7 protein-coding genes are annotated in these 16,918 nt (G+C 47.5%); all 7 read right to left on the bottom strand.

Annotated elements, in window-relative coordinates; genetic code table 11:
* Complete coding sequence (locus tag QA584_RS09035; RefSeq protein WP_331487872.1) at window positions 1-6,798, bottom strand: hypothetical protein; 6,798 nt, start codon at window positions 6,796-6,798, stop codon at window positions 1-3.
* 293 nt (window positions 6,799-7,091) lie between these two features.
* On the bottom strand, window positions 7,092-8,951 hold the full coding sequence (locus QA584_RS09030; protein WP_278274188.1) for a UvrD-helicase domain-containing protein: 1,860 nt from the start codon (window positions 8,949-8,951) through the stop codon (window positions 7,092-7,094).
* A 16-nt stretch (window positions 8,952-8,967) separates the two neighbouring features.
* Window positions 8,968-11,031, bottom strand: coding sequence for an AAA family ATPase (locus tag QA584_RS09025; protein WP_278274187.1), 2,064 nt, complete (start codon window positions 11,029-11,031; stop codon window positions 8,968-8,970).
* Between the two features lie 465 nt (window positions 11,032-11,496).
* Entirely contained in the window at window positions 11,497-13,122 is a 1,626-nt protein-coding gene (locus QA584_RS09020; protein ID WP_278274186.1) for a recombinase family protein, read from the bottom strand.
* Window positions 13,119-14,795, bottom strand: coding sequence for a recombinase family protein (locus tag QA584_RS09015; protein WP_278274185.1), 1,677 nt, complete (start codon window positions 14,793-14,795; stop codon window positions 13,119-13,121). Before QA584_RS09015 ends, QA584_RS09020 begins: the two co-directional genes overlap by 4 nt.
* A 1-nt stretch (window position 14,796) precedes the next feature.
* On the bottom strand, window positions 14,797-16,467 hold the full coding sequence (locus QA584_RS09010) for a recombinase family protein (protein WP_278274184.1): 1,671 nt from the start codon (window positions 16,465-16,467) through the stop codon (window positions 14,797-14,799).
* A 171-nt stretch (window positions 16,468-16,638) separates the two neighbouring features.
* A complete protein-coding gene (locus QA584_RS09005; RefSeq protein ID WP_278274183.1) occupies window positions 16,639-16,902 on the bottom strand; it encodes a DUF6870 family protein in 264 nt (87 codons plus the stop codon).
* Between the last annotated feature and the right edge of the window lie 16 nt (window positions 16,903-16,918).

The raw sequence follows: 16,918 nt of genomic DNA, 5'->3' as shown, positions 1-16,918 counted from the left end.
TTAACCAAAATTAATAACATTAATATTTCTATTGTTAGCAGTTACGGACGATAGTGCAGTTGCTGAGGTAATGATAGCGCGTACTTCATAGGTGCTTGTTGTTGTAGCTACCGCAGTATCAACATAGGTGTTAGCTACCGGATGAATCTCGGTACTTGCCAGGGTACCGTTACTATTAAGTGTTCTAGTATGAATCAATACTCCGTCTCGATACAACCTTGACTCACAGTTAAAGTCAAAACTTAGTGTAGATACAACCGTATAACTTAGCGCATAATCTATTTTTATTATATCTCCAAGATTAACTGGTACACTAGTGGATGCAACCGTTACTTCCGACCCTGTAGGAGGTGCAACAGTTATAGAGCCAGCTGTTTGACTAAAGAACACCGTTCCTGCTGGACCGGTATCTCCCGTTGGTCCGGTCGGGCCGGTAGCTCCCGTTGCTCCCGTCGGGCCGGTGGCTCCTGTTGGTCCTGTATCTCCTATTGCTCCTGTGGGTCCGGTTGGTCCGGTAGCTCCCGTTGAGCCGGTTGGGCCTGTAGCTCCCGTTGGACCGGTATCTCCTATTGCTCCCGTTGGTCCGGTAGCTCCTGTTGCTCCCGTTGGTCCGGTAGCTCCTGTTGCTCCCGTTGGTCCTGTGGCTCCCGTCGGTCCGGTAGCTCCAGTGGGACCTGTGGCTCCTATTGCTCCCGTTGGACCGGTTGGTCCTGTATCTCCTGTTTCACCCGTCGGTCCTGTGGCTCCTATTGCCCCCGTTGGACCGGTATCTCCTGTTTCGCCCGTCGGGCCGGTTGCTCCTGTTACACCCGTCGGACCAGTAGCTCCGTTGGGTCCGGTTGGACCTGTGGCGCCTGTGGGACCGGTAGCTCCAGTTGGTCCGGTATCTCCTGTTTCACCAGTTGGGCCGGTAGCTCCCGTCGGTCCTGTGGCTCCTATTGCCCCCGTTGGACCGGTTGGACCGGTAGCTCCAATTTCACCAGTTGGGCCGGTAGCTCCCGTCGGTCCTGTGGCTCCTATCGCTCCTGTTGCTCCTGTTGGGCCGGTAGCTCCGGTTTCTCCTGTCGGTCCGGTTGCTCCGGTGGGGCCGGTTGGACCAGTGGCTCCTATCGCTCCCGTTGGTCCGGTATCTCCTGTTTCACCCGTCGGGCCGGTTGCTCCTATTGCTCCTGTGGGTCCAGTAGCTCCGGTTTCTCCAGTCGGACCGGTAGCTCCTATGGCTCCCGTTGGACCTGTGGCTCCTATTGCTCCTGTTGGGCCGGTGGCTCCTATTACTCCTGTTGGTCCAGTGGGACCGGTATCTCCAGTTGCTCCCGTTGAGCCAGTTGGTCCGGTAGCTCCTGTTTCACCAGTTGGTCCGGTAGCTCCCGTCGGTCCCGTGGTCCCTATTGCTCCTGTTGGGCCGGTATCTCCTGTTGAACCCGTGGGACCGGTATCTCCGGTTGGTCCTGTCGGTCCGGTAGCTCCTGTTTCACCAGTCGGGCCGGTTGCTCCTATCGCTCCTGTGGGTCCGGTGGCTCCTGTTGGACCTGTAGCTCCTGTTGCTCCCGTTGGACCTGTTGGGCCGGTAGCTCCCGTCGGTCCTGTGGCTCCTATTGTTCCCGTTGGACCTGTATCTCCTGTTGGACCTGTTTCTCCGGTTTCTCCTGTCGGTCCGGTTGCTCCGGTGGGGCCGGTTGGACCAGTGGCTCCTATCGCTCCCGTTGGGCCGGTCGGTCCGGTATCTCCTGTTTCACCCGTCGGGCCGGTTGCTCCTATTGCTCCTGTTGGTCCAGTGGGACCGGTATCTCCAGTTGCTCCCGTTGAGCCAGTTGGTCCGGTAGCTCCTGTTTCACCAGTTGGTCCGGTAGCTCCCGTCGGTCCCGTGGCCCCTATTGCTCCTGTTGGGCCGGTATCTCCTGTTGAACCCGTGGGACCGGTAGCTCCGGTTGGTCCTGTCGGTCCGGTAGCTCCGGTTTCACCAGTCGGGCCGGTTGCTCCTATCGCTCCTGTGGGTCCGGTGGCTCCTGTTGGACCTGTAGCTCCTGTTGCTCCCGTTGGACCTGTTGGGCCGGTAGCTCCCGTCGGTCCTGTGGCTCCTATTGCTCCCGTTGGACCAGTTGGACCGGTGGGTCCGGTAGCTCCTGTTTCGCCCGTCGGTCCGGTATCTCCTGTTTCACCAGTCGGACCAGTAGCTCCTGTTGTTCCGGTTGGACCGGTCGGTCCGGTAGCTCCTATTACTCCTGTTGGCCCAGTCGGTCCTGTATCTCCTGTTTCACCTGTCGGACCGGTAGCTCCTGTTGCTCCAGTTGTGCCGGTCGGACCGGTAGCTCCTGTTTCACCTGTTGGGCCGGTAGCTCCCGTCGGTCCTGTGGCTCCTATTGCTCCTGTGGGTCCAGTAGCTCCGGTTTCTCCAGTCGGACCGGTGGCTCCTATTGCTCCTGTTGGGCCGGTGGCTCCTATTACTCCTGTTGGTCCAGTGGGACCGGTATCTCCAGTTGCTCCCGTTGAGCCAGTTGGGCCGGTAGCTCCTGTTTCACCAGTTGGACCGGTATCTCCTGTTGAACCCGTGGGACCGGTATCTCCGGTTGGTCCTGTCGGTCCGGTAGCTCCTGTTTCACCAGTTGGACCTGTTTCTCCTGTTTCACCAGTCGCGCCGGTTGCTCCTATCGCTCCTGTGGGTCCGGTGGCTCCTGTTGGACCTGTAGCTCCTGTTGCTCCCGTTGGACCTGTTGGGCCGGTAGCTCCCGTTGGGCCGGTAGCTCCTGTTTCGCCTGTCGGTCCGGTTGCTCCGGTGGGGCCGGTTGGACCAGTGGCTCCTATCGCTCCCGTTGGTCCGGTCGGTCCGGTATCTCCTGTTTCACCCGTCGGTCCTGTGGCTCCTATTGCTCCTGTGGGTCCAGTAGCTCCGGTTTCTCCAGTCGGACCGGTTGCTCCTATCGCTCCCGTTGGACCGGTTGCTCCTATTGCTCCTGTTGGGCCGGTGGCTCCTATTACTCCTGTTGGTCCAGTGGGACCGGTATCTCCAGTTGCTCCTGTTGGGCCGGTATCTCCTGTTGAACCCGTGGGACCGGTATCTCCGGTTGGTCCTGTCGGTCCGGTAGCTCCTGTTTCACCAGTTGGACCTGTTTCTCCTGTTTCACCAGTCGCGCCGGTTGCTCCTATTGCTCCTGTTGGACCTGTGGGACCTGTAGCTCCCGTTGCTCCTATTGCCCCCGTTGGACCGGTATCTCCGATTTCACCAGTTGGGCCGGTTGCTCCGATTTCACCAGTTGGGCCGGTAGCTCCCGTCGGTCCTGTGGCTCCTATTGCTCCCGTTGGACCTGTTGGGCCTGTATCTCCTGTTGGACCGCTGGGACCAGTATCTCCAGTTGTTCCATTTGGACCGGTTGGACCTGTAGCTCCGGTTGCTCCGGTTGGACCTGTAGCTCCGGTTGCTCCGGTTGGACCGGTGGGTCCGGTAGCTCCTGTTTCGCCCGTCGGGCCGGTTTCTCCGCTTGCTCCGGTTGGACCGGTGGCTCCTATTGCCCCCGTTGGTCCGGTTGCTCCGGTATCTCCTGTTTCGCCAGTTGGGCCTGTAGCTCCCGTCGGTCCTGTGGCTCCTATTACTCCTATTGGACCTGTTGGACCTGTTTCTCCTGTTTCTCCTGTCGGACCGGTATCTCCTGTTTCGCCCGTCGGTCCTGTGGCTCCTATTGCTCCTGTTGAACCCGTGGGACCGGTAGCTCCGGTTGGTCCGGTCGGTCCTGTAGCTCCTGTTTCACCAGTTGGACCGGTGGGACCGGTAGCTCCGGTTAGACCTGTAGATCCGGTGGGACCAGTTGGACCTGTTTCTCCTGTTTCACCAGTCGGGCCGGTGGCTCCTATTGCTCCCGTTGGACCGGTTGGACCGGTAGCTCCTGTTTCACCAGTTGGGCCGGTTTCTCCTATTGCTCCTGTGGGTCCGGTGGCTCCTGTTGGACCGGTAGCTCCAGTTGCTCCCGTTGGACCGGTGGGACCAGTTGGACCTGTTTCTCCTGTTTCACCAGTCGGGCCGGTATCTCCTGTTGGACCTATGGGACCTGTAGCTCCCGTTGCTCCTATTGCCCCCGTTGGACCTGTATCTCCGATTTCACCAGTTGGGCCGGTTGCTCCCGTCGGTCCTGTGGCTCCTATTGCTCCCGTTGGACCGGTTGGACCTGTAGCTCCGGTTGCTCCGGTTGGACCGGTCGGTCCGCTAGCTCCTGTTTCGCCCGTCGGGCCGGTTTCTCCGGTTGCTCCGGTTGGACCGGTGGCTCCTATTGCCCCCGTTGGACCGGTGGGTCCGGTAGCTCCTGTTTCGCCAGTTGGGCCTGTAGCTCCTATTACTCCTGTTGGACCTGTTTCTCCAGTTTCTCCTGTCGGACCGGTTGCTCCGGTGGGGCCGGTTGGACCAGTGGCTCCTATTACTCCTGTTGGTCCAGTGGGACCGGTATCTCCAGTTGCTCCCGTTGAGCCGGTTGGTCCTGTTGCTCCCGTCGGTCCCGTGGCTCCTATTGCTCCCGTTTGGCCGGTTGGACCTGTTTCTCCGGTTTCACCCGTCGGGCCGGTGGCTCCTGTTGGACCGGTGGAACCGGTATCTCCAGTTGGTCCGGTCGGTCCGGTATCTCCTGTTTCACCAGTTGGTCCTGTAGCTCCCGTCGGTCCTGTGGCTCCTATTGCTCCCGTCGGTCCTGTGGCTCCTATTGCCCCCGTTGGACCGGTTGGACCTGTAGCTCCTGTTGCTCCTATTGGTCCGGTGGGTCCGATAGCTCCTGTTTCGCCCGTCGGACCTGTAGCTCCTGTTGGTCCGGTTGGCCCGGTGGCTCCTGTTGCTCCAGTTGGGCCGGTGGCTCCTGTTGCTCCGGTTGGACCTGTCGGACCGGTATCTCCTGTTTCGCCCGTCGGGCCGGTGGCTCCTATTGCTCCTGTTGGGCCGGTATCTCCTGTTTCACCCGTCGGACCAGTAGCTCCGGTTGGGCCTGTCGGTCCGGTAGCTCCTGTTTCACCAGTCGGGCCGGTTTCTCCTATTGCTCCTGTTGGGCCAGTCGGGCCGGTATCTCCTGTTGGACCTATGGGACCTGTAGCTCCCGTTGCTCCTATTGCCCCCGTTGGACCGGTGGGTCCGGTAGCTCCTGTTTCGCCAGTTGGACCTGTAGCTCCCGTCGGTCCTGTGGCTCCTATTACTCCAGTTGGACCTGTTTCTCCTGTTTCACCAGTCGGGCCGGTATCTCCGGTTGGACCTATGGGACCTGTAACTCCCGTTGCTCCTATTGTCCCCGTTGGACCGGTATCTCCAGTTGGACCTATGGGACCTGTAGCTCCCGTTGAGCCGGTTGGTCCTATTGCTCCTGTTTCACCAGTTGGTCCGGTAGCTCCCGTCGGTCCCGTGGCTCCTATTGCTCCTGTTGGGCCGGTATCTCCGGTTGGTCCTGTCGGTCCGGTTGCTCCTGTTTCACCAGTCGCGCCGGTTGCTCCGGTTGGTCCTGTAGCTCCTATTGCCCCCGTTGGTCCGGTTGCTCCTGTTTCGCCAGTTGGGCCTGTAGCTCCCGTCGGTCCTGTGGCTCCTATTACTCCTATTGGACCTGTTGGACCTGTTTCTCCGGTTTCTCCTGTCGGACCGGTTGGACCAGTGGCTCCTATTGCTCCCGTTGGTCCGGTCGGTCCTGTATCTCCTGTTTCACCCGTCGGACCGGTTGCTCCTATTGCTCCTGTTGGGCCTGTAGCTCCCGTCGGTCCTGTGGCTCCTATTACTCCTGTTGGTCCAGTCGGTCCTGTATCTCCTGTTGCTCCAGTTGGGCCGGTCGGACCGGTAGCTCCGGTTTCGCCCGTCGGTCCTGTGGCTCCTATTGCCCCCGTTGGACCGGTTGCTCCTATTGCTCCAGTTGGACCGGTTGGGCCTGTAGCTCCTGTTGGACCGCTGGGACCAGTATCTCCAGTTGTTCCATTTGGACCGGTTGGACCTGTAGCTCCGGTGGCTCCTATTGCTCCGGTTGGACCGGTAGCTCCTGTTTCGCCCGTCGGTCCTGTGGCTCCTATTACTCCTGTCGGACCGGTAGCTCCGGTTTCGCCCGTCGGTCCTGTGGCTCCTATTGCTCCGGTCGGTCCGGTAGCTCCGGCGAGGCCTGTAGCTCCGGTGGGACCAGTTGGACCTGTTTCTCCTGTTTCACCAGTCGGGCCGGTTGCTCCTATTGCTCCTGTTGGGCCAGTCGGGCCGGTATCTCCTGTTGGACCTATGGGACCTGTAGCTCCCGTTGCTCCTATTGCCCCCGTTGGTCCGGTATCTCCGATTTCACCGGTTGGACCAGTGGCTCCTATCGCTCCCGTTGGTCCGGTCGGTCCTGTATCTCCTGTTTCACCCGTCGGACCGGTTGCTCCTATTGCTCCTGTTGGACCTGTAGCTCCCGTCGGCCCTGTGGCTCCTATTACTCCTGTTGGTCCAGTGGGGCCGGTATCTCCAGTTGCTCCCGTTGAGCCGGTTGGTCCTGTTGCTCCTGTTTCACCAGTTGGTCCGGTAGCTCCCGTCGGTCCCGTGGCTCCTATTGCTCCCGTTGGGCCGGTTGGACCTGTTTCTCCGGTTTCACCCGTCGGACCGGTTGCTCCTATCGGGCCAGTGGGTCCAGTAGCTCCTGTTGGGCCGGTTGCTCCTATTGGACCGGTGGGTCCGGTATCTCCTATTGCTCCAGTGGGTCCGGTCGGACCGGTATCTCCTGTTTCGCCCGTCGGTCCTGTGGCTCCTATTGCTCCTGTTGAACCCGTGGGACCTGTAGCTCCGGTTGGTCCTGTTGGTCCTGTCGGTCCTGTAGCTCCTGCTGGTGTCAAGACAGGACTAAAAAATATTTATTAGTTGGTAAATGCCACAAAAAACACGCTTTTTCAGGTTGTTTTCCGTTCGCAGTTTCATTTAATTTCTCTCACCAGACTCCTATCTCTGTTTAATTTGCCGCAGGGCTAGAAATGTATCTACATCAACCAGTGGTTCACGTGTATTTTGGATTTCTTCACACTGCCCCGCTGCATTGTCTAGGCAGACTCCCTTTATGCTAAAGCAAAAACGGAATGAAGAAGGCCATAAGTTTCCCTATCGCAAAAGGGTTAATATATTTGATGCTTATTTAATCACAGTTAATAACAGTAGAGATACCTGGCAACTTTAATAGTTCAAAAAATTCGTTTATTTCTGTATGTTTTTGATTTGGATTCCTTAACTTGTGACGATATGCACAAAATGAAAAAGACAAAAATTCTTTTGCCCTCGAAAGAGCGACAAAAAAAGCACACCTATCTTCTTCAGGTTGATTTCTAAAACTCCAAAAAGCACCATCTTCAAGCCCTACAAAGTAAACAGCTATATACTCAAGCCCCTTACTTTTATGTATAGTCATAATTGGTATAGAATATAATCCTTGAAAATTTTCAAAGGATAGATTCCAATTATTACATTCTTCAAATTCTTTCCATAATAGATCAATCATTTTATTAACAATATCTTCAAAGAAATTTCCTTGTGCATATGTTGGATATAACGCTTTTATTTTCTCAATATCAAAGAATTGAATAATGTTATTTATTACTTCGTGAAATTCGGTTTCCGTAATATCTAAAGCTAACTTCTCAGATGTCGCATTCAGAAGGTTTATTAAATTAATATGCTCCTGATCATATGCGTCAGATCTTTCGGTTGAATCAAATCCTTTCAGTCCTTCCATTGCGTTATTAACATATTCCCATTCTGTAGGTGAGCGTCGATTGATTGAAACTTTTAATGTATTTAAAACGAGTACAACAATAAATTCCTTTAATATGTCTTGATACTCCGTTTCTATTCTTGCCTTAATACCAAAAGAAGAAAGTACTGTTACAAGAGTATCTATGTAGTTTCCCGGTAATTGTTTAACTAAAATACAAATATCTTTTAATGAAACTCCATTAGATATTTTCTCGGTTATATCTGCAACCAGATATTTTGCTTCCAGATCTTCATTTTCTGATATATACAGTTTTATATCCCCATCATTCTTCTCCCATTTTTTTGAAGTTTGTAAATCAATAAGATCCACCTGTAAAGAGGTGTACATTAATTTCTGTAAATCAACTAGTCGTGGCGCAGATCTATGATTCATCAATAGTGGAATCTTCATAGCGTTGAAATCCTGCTGAAAATCTTCAAAGATAGTTTTCCTCGCACCTGCCCACACCATGATTCGCTGTTTATTATCCCCCACAGCGGTGATCTTAGAATTAGAATTTTGAAAACCCATTTTAACCAAATCATATTGCAAGCTGGTTGTATCCTGAAATTCATCTAAAAATACATGGGAATATGTCGCTTGTAAACCTCTTAATACATATGGATTCGTTGAAAAAATATATATTGTCAACATACTTATCATTTTAAAAGTTAAGCACGAAGGATTATCATCAAAACCTCTAATTAGTAATCTCCATACATTACTACCAATAGAATCTCCGCATACGGGTAAAGGAGTTGTTGCAATCACATTTTCATAATACACTGCCAATCTACTAGGTGTTAAACCTCTAGGATTCAAATAACCAGATTTCTTGAATGCTGCATCAATAGTTTTCTTGTCTCCTATAATATAATCCTTGCTAGGACGAAGTTCTTCTGGTAAAGCATTTCTAAATTGATCCAGAATCTTTTTTGCAAACGCATCGTAAGTGAGAGAAGAAAATCTGATAGCATATTCTTTTCCATATCTACTTTCTATTCTCTCTTTTAAGTTTGCAGCAGCGTCAGTTTTAAAACTGATAGCAAGTATTTTTTTTGGATATGTACAAATATTTGTTTGAAATAAATATCCAGTTTTTTGTGCGAGTAATTCGGTTTTTCCAGCACCTGGCCCTGCAACGACCAGTACATTTTTTTCAGCTTTTACAGATGTTGTTGCATTTTCTTCCAATATTATTCCACCACTCGGTGTCCATTGTAAAGGTGGGATTCTTTCCTGCATATAAAACCTCCATACATTAAATTAAAAGCTTCTTTGCTGTATCTATTAACCTACTAATTACACTTGGAATATTCCAAGCTAAATCGGAATCATCAAGTTGTGAAAGTGCAGAAATATGTGTACTAGGTTTACCGCGATTTAAAAAGAAATAATTGTACCAAACCATTAATCTTTTTTGTTTATCTGAATACGTTATTCCCTTACCACCACATTCTTTAAGCGTATTTTGAACATCGCATGTTATTCTTTCTTGATATTCAGGAGAGATTGATAGTTCGTTTTCTATATCTTGAATTCTTATAGTTGTATTTTCGTCCTCTTCATCTTTCTTGCTAATACGAGGACCTTCTTTTTTCGAAAGAATAGCTTTGTATTCTTCCTCAAAATTTTCAAGCATGAGAAAATCAATATCAAGAGGAGATGAAAAGAAAATATTGTAACTTTCTAAAAATTCAATCCATGAATTCATATCTTCAATGAGGTTAACATCCCAATCATTCATTTTATCTAATTCTTTATTTGTTAAAACTCCACCTTTTACTTTTAAAATTTCTTTCTTGTTATATCCATTTTCAATCAATTGCTTTAATACATATTTTATACGTCCCCATCCACCTCCATCTCGTTCTCTATCCAAATCGAGTAATGTTATATGTGGTATCTTCAAGTCATTAAGCAGACGCCAAAAATGATTTACATGTCTTCCACCTAAGGGAATAATAGAAATACCGGAACTATCAACACCATCTCCATTTGTTTCTAAAAACTTTGGAAGCAGAATTTCTTCACTATCACCCTCTCCAAGTATAACTAATTTTGCAAAGTAAAGTTCAGGGTATGCCTTTACTGCTTCCTTTACATATTTATATTGATCTGAAAGCTTTTCTTTGTCAGGTAAGGTTATATGGCGTATTTCTGTTGACAACATGTCTGGTATCAATCTAAAATATCGTAATTCTTCAGGTGAAATTCTTTTAACAATTGCAGGAGAATGAGATGTTAGAAGTGTTTGAGCATTACATTTTTTAGAAATATCTCTCAACTTTCCAATAAGTTTTCCTAAAAGATGTGGCGCAATATGATTTTCCGGTTCTTCAACCGCAACAATAGTTAATATTGGTGGTGTTCTACTAAAAGATAACTCTTTACCCTTTTCTATTTCTTCTCTTATTTTATTTTCAACATCTAACATACTATCAACCATTGAAATATAAAATAACGACCTCAATCCATCACCCATTTCATCAATAGAAAATTCTCGTTCTGTAACAGTTGGAGAAAAAAGAACTTCTGCCTTTTTAATTGCAGATTCTATATTGGTAGAATTAAATCTAAGTTGCGCATTTGAATATCTACTGTCCGAATGGTATTCTTCCCATTCGTCGTGGACAGCATTTTTAAGTATAGAGACTCCACTTTCTTTTAAAAATTCATCATTTAAATCTTGAATTAATCCTTTAACACTTTCTTTGGTAGAGTCTTTCCAATTAATGCTATTCATTATTTGATACATCATACTTCCTGATGCATTTTTCAACTGCTTAGAAGGGTCACGAACTGCTGGTACATAAATCATACGAATTCTATTTATATCATGTCTACTTGCAATCCTTTTATTTTCCTCTCCTATTTCTTCTGATTCAGGACAAGTAATATAATAAACCTTACTCTCAATAGATCCTTCAATATTACTACTTTTTTCCCAAGTTGCCTCCAAGCGAATACGTAAATAGGGTACACTTCCTGGGGATTCTACAACAAAACTATCAAAAAAAGTTGGTATAGCATATGTAGTAGATTCTTTTTCTTTTTGTAGCTCGTTAAAATGAAAGACTGCTTCCACATATAAACTTTGTTCTTCAAGATCTTCGGGTGCCTTATCTTTGGGAAGGAAAAAATCACCTCGCTCCAAAATACGATCACTAGAATTTTCTGAAAAAATGGTATTTAATGCATTAAGTGCAGCAGTTTTTCCTGAACTATTATTCCCTATCAATGCAGTTAATTCATCAAAGTTAATAATCTGCTCAGATTCTCCAAATGAACGATAATTGTATAATTTAAGTTTAACAAGCTTCATAATTTTCCTCCATCAAAGACAAAAATTTTTATACATACATATTTATTTCCTACAGTATAACATTTTTCACAATATTTGTCATTGATGATGGTCTCTTTTTCGTAATATTTACGATTAATTTCCTAAAAGCGATTAAAAATATCTTCTTGTATCCAAACTCTAATTTTTATAGACTGAGAGTAAAAGAAAAACTTCGCTTTGAGCAAAATCCAATATTACTTGAATAATAATTGCCCATAATAACATAAGTCCTGTTCTGCTAGATACAAAATATTATTATAGCCAATAAGGAAAATTAAAAACGCCATCCTTAGGCTTGTTGAACTTTCGGACAGCGTTTGGTGTGGTCATTCAATTATATGCTTTATTTTTTGTTGCATGAAGCTTTGAAAACAAAGGATTTTCAACTCTTAGCATAAATCTATGTCTCGGCGAATTTGACGGTCTCATGAATCCTGAATTTCCTTAGGGATCAGTAAGTTCAATATTTGCATTTACTCCTTTTTCAACATACTGAACCAACCTCATATACTCATCCATACGGTTCCATACAATTTCAATCGCTTCACTTCCGTAGACATAGATGCTGTCAATCAGCTCATCTGCCATTTCTTTTGAAAGCTCCGTAAATCCCTCATATCGCTTGAAACTCTCAATGATGGAAATTGGCTGTCCGTTTTCCTGATAACAGCATTGCAATGACGTTTCAAGTTCAGCGATTTGTGATTCTGTTTCCTCAATCTCCTTGCCAATATCCTCCTTTTGGCCCCGGTAGCTGTCCCTGTCCAAAGCCCCATCTTTGTACTTTTCGTATGCCTTAACTTTGGATGCTTTCAGCTTGGTGAGCACGACTTGGAGCTGCCTAATCTGCTCCGTCAGAGTGGTTATATCACTATGACTTTGGGTTTTTACTCTGTCAATAAGCTGTTCCATATCAAGCATGACCTCTATCTGCTTATGTATCACAGATAGGACGGTCTGTATCAAACTGACTTCGGAAATCCTATCCTTTGTGCAAGTGCTGTCAGCCACATACTGATGGCTTTCACAATAATAATATGCGGTGGCCGAGGGACTATTGCTTCTTCGCATAACGTGCCGACAAACCCCACATTTCACTTTACCCATCAGAGGTCTGACCTCTGTGTGTTTCTGTATCCTTTTTGGGGCAGAGAAACGCTCCTGAACCAAAGCAAATAATTCTTCCGAAACAATAGGTTCATGGGTGTTCGGTACGACAATCCACTCACTTTTTGGAATGCGTTTACCGTGCTTACTCCCGACAAAAGGGCTGCGATTTTTCCCGTTTACCATTTTCCCTGTGTAGCGTTCGTCATGGATAATGGTCAGGATGGTAGTATTATGCCAGTGATTTGTATTTCCAACGACATTGTATTTGCGGTCACATCCCATAAGCCGCTTATGAGTATATGGCGTTGGAATATTTTCAGCATTCAGGACATTGGCAATTTGCACGGCATTTTTGCCCTCGCCCGCCATCGAAAAAATACGTCTGACAATGGCAGCAGCCTCTTCATCAACCACAAGTTTCTTGCGGTTTTCTGAAGATTTTGCATAGCCATAGGGTGCGTGACTGCTGATGAATTCACCCTTTTCCATTCGGGTCTTCTTCGCACTCCGTACCTTTTGTGACAGGTCTTTGCTGTAAAGGGAGTAAATCAGGTTCCTGAAACCCACATCAAGCCCGCCGGTCGTGCCGTCAAAGTCATTGCTGTCAAAACGGTCATTTACGGAGATAAAGCGCACCCCTAAAAAGGGGAATATCTGCTCCAAATAATCTCCAATATCAATGTAGTTTCTTCCGAAACGAGACAGGTCTTTGACAATGACACACTGTATTTTTCCCGCACGCACTTCATCCAGCAAGGCTTTCACGCCCGGACGGTCAAAATTCGTACCGCTGTAACCATCGTCGCAAAACTCAACCACTTCATACTGTGAGAGGTCAGGGGAGCCTTTCACAAAGGCGTTCAGAAGATCCCTCTGGTTTATGATACTGTTGCTTTCACCCTCGTTCTCGTCCTCCCTGGATAGCCGGATATAACGGGCAAGGATATTCTTGCTGCTCACGAAACCCTCACCCCACTCTCTGCCTCAATAAAACCGAGCAAACTTTCAAACTCATCCCGATACCGAAAGCATATGGACACGCTTTGATCACTGAATATTTCCACCCGGTCTATCAGCTCGGAAATCATTTCTCCCGTTATGGCTTTATTCTTCTTAAATTTCTTCAAGGCTGTTATCCATGGGTTTTGAGGTGTCCGCATGGTATCAAGACGGCTCTTTTGCATGGACAGTTCATCAAGTCGGCCACGCAAAAGGGTGACATCTTTCTCGTACTTTGCTTTTGTAAATAGATATTCCGCTTCATCAATTAGCTTTTCCTGATAATCCTCATACAGAGAGCTTCTGAGCATGGATAGTCTGGACAGTTTCTTTTCCGTTTCGGAAATCTCTGTGTCCACCTCACTCTGCTGCTGGCAAAAGCCTTCCTTTTCATTGAGTTTAGACACCATTCGCTCCATGTCAACAGCAAGGTCAATCTGCCTGAGGATAGCCGTATAGAGAACGGATAACAAATCCAGTTCGTCCATTCGCTTTTTGACGCAGTCATTTTTGGCTATGTCCTCGTAGGTGGCGCAGCTAAAGTAATAGAGTGCTGAACCTTTTGATTTTGGCATTTTACGCCATTTCATGCTCCGTTTGCAATCACCGCAGAACACAAGCCCTTTCAAGAGATTTGACCTCCCCTGTTCCACTTCTTTTCTCTCGCTGGACTCCCGTTCCTGCTTGATTTGCCGCACTGCATAAAAGGTTTCTTCATCCACCAGCGGTTCATGGGTATTTTTGATTTCCACCCATTGATCCTGCGGCAGTTCTACGCAGACGCCCTTGCCCCATAGGTCAGATTTGGTTTTGCCCTGCACCATATGTCCGAGATAAACTGGGTTGATTAAAATCCTGCGGACGGCGCTTTTGTACCAATATCGCATATTGGCATAGCGCTCGTTTTTCAAAATCCCCTTCATGTAGCGATACTTGCTTGGGGAGGGAATACTGAGCGCATTGAGTTTTTGAGCGATACACATATCACCCATGCCGTCCGCTGCCCATTTAAAGATATTTCGGACAACCGGTGCAGTTTCTTCGTCAATCACCAGCTTGCTATTATCCGCTTTTTGATAGCCATAGGCTGCGACACAGCCGGTAAATTCCCCTCTGCTTCTCTTGACTGCAAGCCCCGACTTTATTTTTTTTGATATATCTCTGGCGTACACATCATGAATCAAGTTTTTCAGAGGAACAACATACCCTTCATCCTGACTGCTTGCATTCAGACTGTCATAGGCATCGTTCACGGAGATAAAGCGAACATTGAAGAATGGCAGTATTTTTTCAAGATAGGTTCCAGTTTCAATGTAGTTTCTGCCGAAACGGGACAGGTCTTTGACCACAATACAGTTGATTTTTTCGCCCTTGATGGCGTCCATCATTTCATTAAAGCCGGGACGGTCGAAGTTCGTTCCTGTCTGATTCACATCCTTAAAAACGGATATGAGCTTCAGGTGTGGTCTTTCGGCGATATAGCGTTCCAACATGGAGATTTGATTACCGATGGAATCACTTTCTTTTTTCCGCTCATCTTCCTCCGACAGCCGCCCATAAATACAGGTGTTCCATATCGTTTCAAGGGGGACCTGGGCAAGATTATCTATTTGCTTTCTGCTTGTTCTCGCCATCTCACATCACCCCCTTTATGGGAGCCGGTGGGGCTGTTGCAATCAGGTCTTTTGCGTTCTCGGCAAAGAACAAAGCTCTTTCATATTCATACTGATAACGGAATCGGATTTCCACCCGGTTGCCGGAATAGATATTTACCCACTCAATCAGGGAAACAACTACCTTTCGGGATAGCTCTGTGATGTTCCGATTCTTCTTAAAGGCTTCAATCCAAATGCTATTGGCTCCCTTACCTGCAAAGATCAGGGCAATATCCTGTTTCAGTCGTCCGGCAGCCTTTTCCGCGTCCTCACACTTTTTACCATAAATTTCTTTGAACTCTCTGTACTCATCGGCATCAATGATACCGCTTTTTAAGTCCTCATAGATGGACACTTTGAGGTTTTTATACTTTTCGATTTCCTCCTGTTTCATCAGCAGTTGGGTATCAATCTTTCGGATTTCCTCCTGTTGCATTGGGAGAGTATCTATATAACGGAGAATCCGTTCAATATCAAGAATAGAAGTAATGTGATTTTGAAGTGCTTTCAGAACTGCCTTTTCCAGTACCTTTTCACTGATGCAGTGGGTGGTACAACCGCCTCCAGCCTTATTCCTTGAACAATAATAGTAGGCGTACTTCTTCCCGCCTGCGGGTACAATTTTTCGCACCATACCGCTTTTGCAGTCAGCACAAAAAAGCAAGCCGGAAAACGGATATACAGCCTCTCCATCTGGAGCAATACGGGTGTCCTGCGCCAGCACACGGTTTACTGTATCAAAAATTTCTTGCGGGATAATAGGATCATGGGTGTTTTCCACCCGAATCCATTTATCCTCCGGTTTCATAAACCGCTGCTTAATCTTGTAGTTTGGCGTACTTTCCTTGCCCTGCACAAGATGCCCTACATAGATAGGGTTTTTCAAAATACGGCCAACCGCCACAGCAGTCCACTTCGCCTTGGTATTTACCTGAAAGCTGGTGGCAAAGTTAAGCCCTGAAAAGCGTTTATATTCCATGGGGGACGGCTCGCTGATCTCATTCAGCCTGTCGGCTATCCCTTGCTGGCTGAGTCCATCCAGCTTCCATGCAAAAATATCCCGCACAATCTTTGCCGCATAGGGGTCTATCACCAGTTGATTTTTGTTCTCTGCTGATTTCATGTAGCCGTAAACGGTAAAGGAACCGATGAACTCGCCATTTTTGCGTTTTACTTCAAGCTGGCTCCTGATTTTCACGGAGATGTCCCTGCAATACGCATCGTTGACGAGGTTCTTAAAAGGAATGATAATATCGTCTGACGGAGATTTTTCCTTTGCACTGTCGTAACCGTCGTTAATAGCAATAAAACGCACACCTAAAAACGGAAAAATCCGTTCAATGTATCTTCCTGCCTCTATGTAGTTTCTGCCGAAACGGGACAGGTCTTTAACTATGATACAGTTGATACGCCCAGCCTTTACATCCTCCATCATCAAATTAAAGGCAGGACGATTAAAGTCAACACCACTAAATCCGTCATCTATTCTTTCCGAACAGAGGCGGATTTCGGGTATTGACTTTACAAAATTGGTTATTAAATCTCTTTGATTGGCAATGCTGTCGCTTTCTGCTTTATCGCCATCTTCTTTAGACAGGCGCAAATAGTCCACAGCATTGTATATGTTTGTATCCTTATTATTAAATGGCATAACGAAACCTCCCGATTGAAAAAGTCAAGAAGCAAAACCTGACCGAATCAATGGGCGTCCGCTAATATTAGTCCATTTTTAATTATAGCACCCCTCTCAAGGCGCGTCCAGACAAAACAGCAGCTTTTTCGAACCAACATGGTCAGGCTCCGCCCATGAAAATCATCCATCTCACATCATCCTCAATAAATTTTCAATTCTGTCCTCCAGCGTGGCATTGGTATCATTAAAGCTGATTTTGACAACCACTTTGCCGCACCGGTAGCAATATGGGTTTCCTATTTGACGGATAAAATCCAGTATCCGCTCTTCCTTAGGCAACTTTGTATTAACCTTTATATCGTTAATGTCAACCAACGTATCCGGATTGACCGTCCGCACCTCCACCTGTTTTAATGCCGAAAAATCCATTTGGGAGAAATCAGAGATTCCCATGGCTTACCCTCCCATC

Origin of the sequence: Anaerocolumna sp. AGMB13025 (genome assembly GCF_029689925.1) — a bacterium.
Lineage (GTDB): Bacteria > Bacillota > Clostridia > Lachnospirales > Lachnospiraceae > Anaerocolumna.
This window is presented reverse-complemented; position numbering and strand designations above follow the sequence as displayed.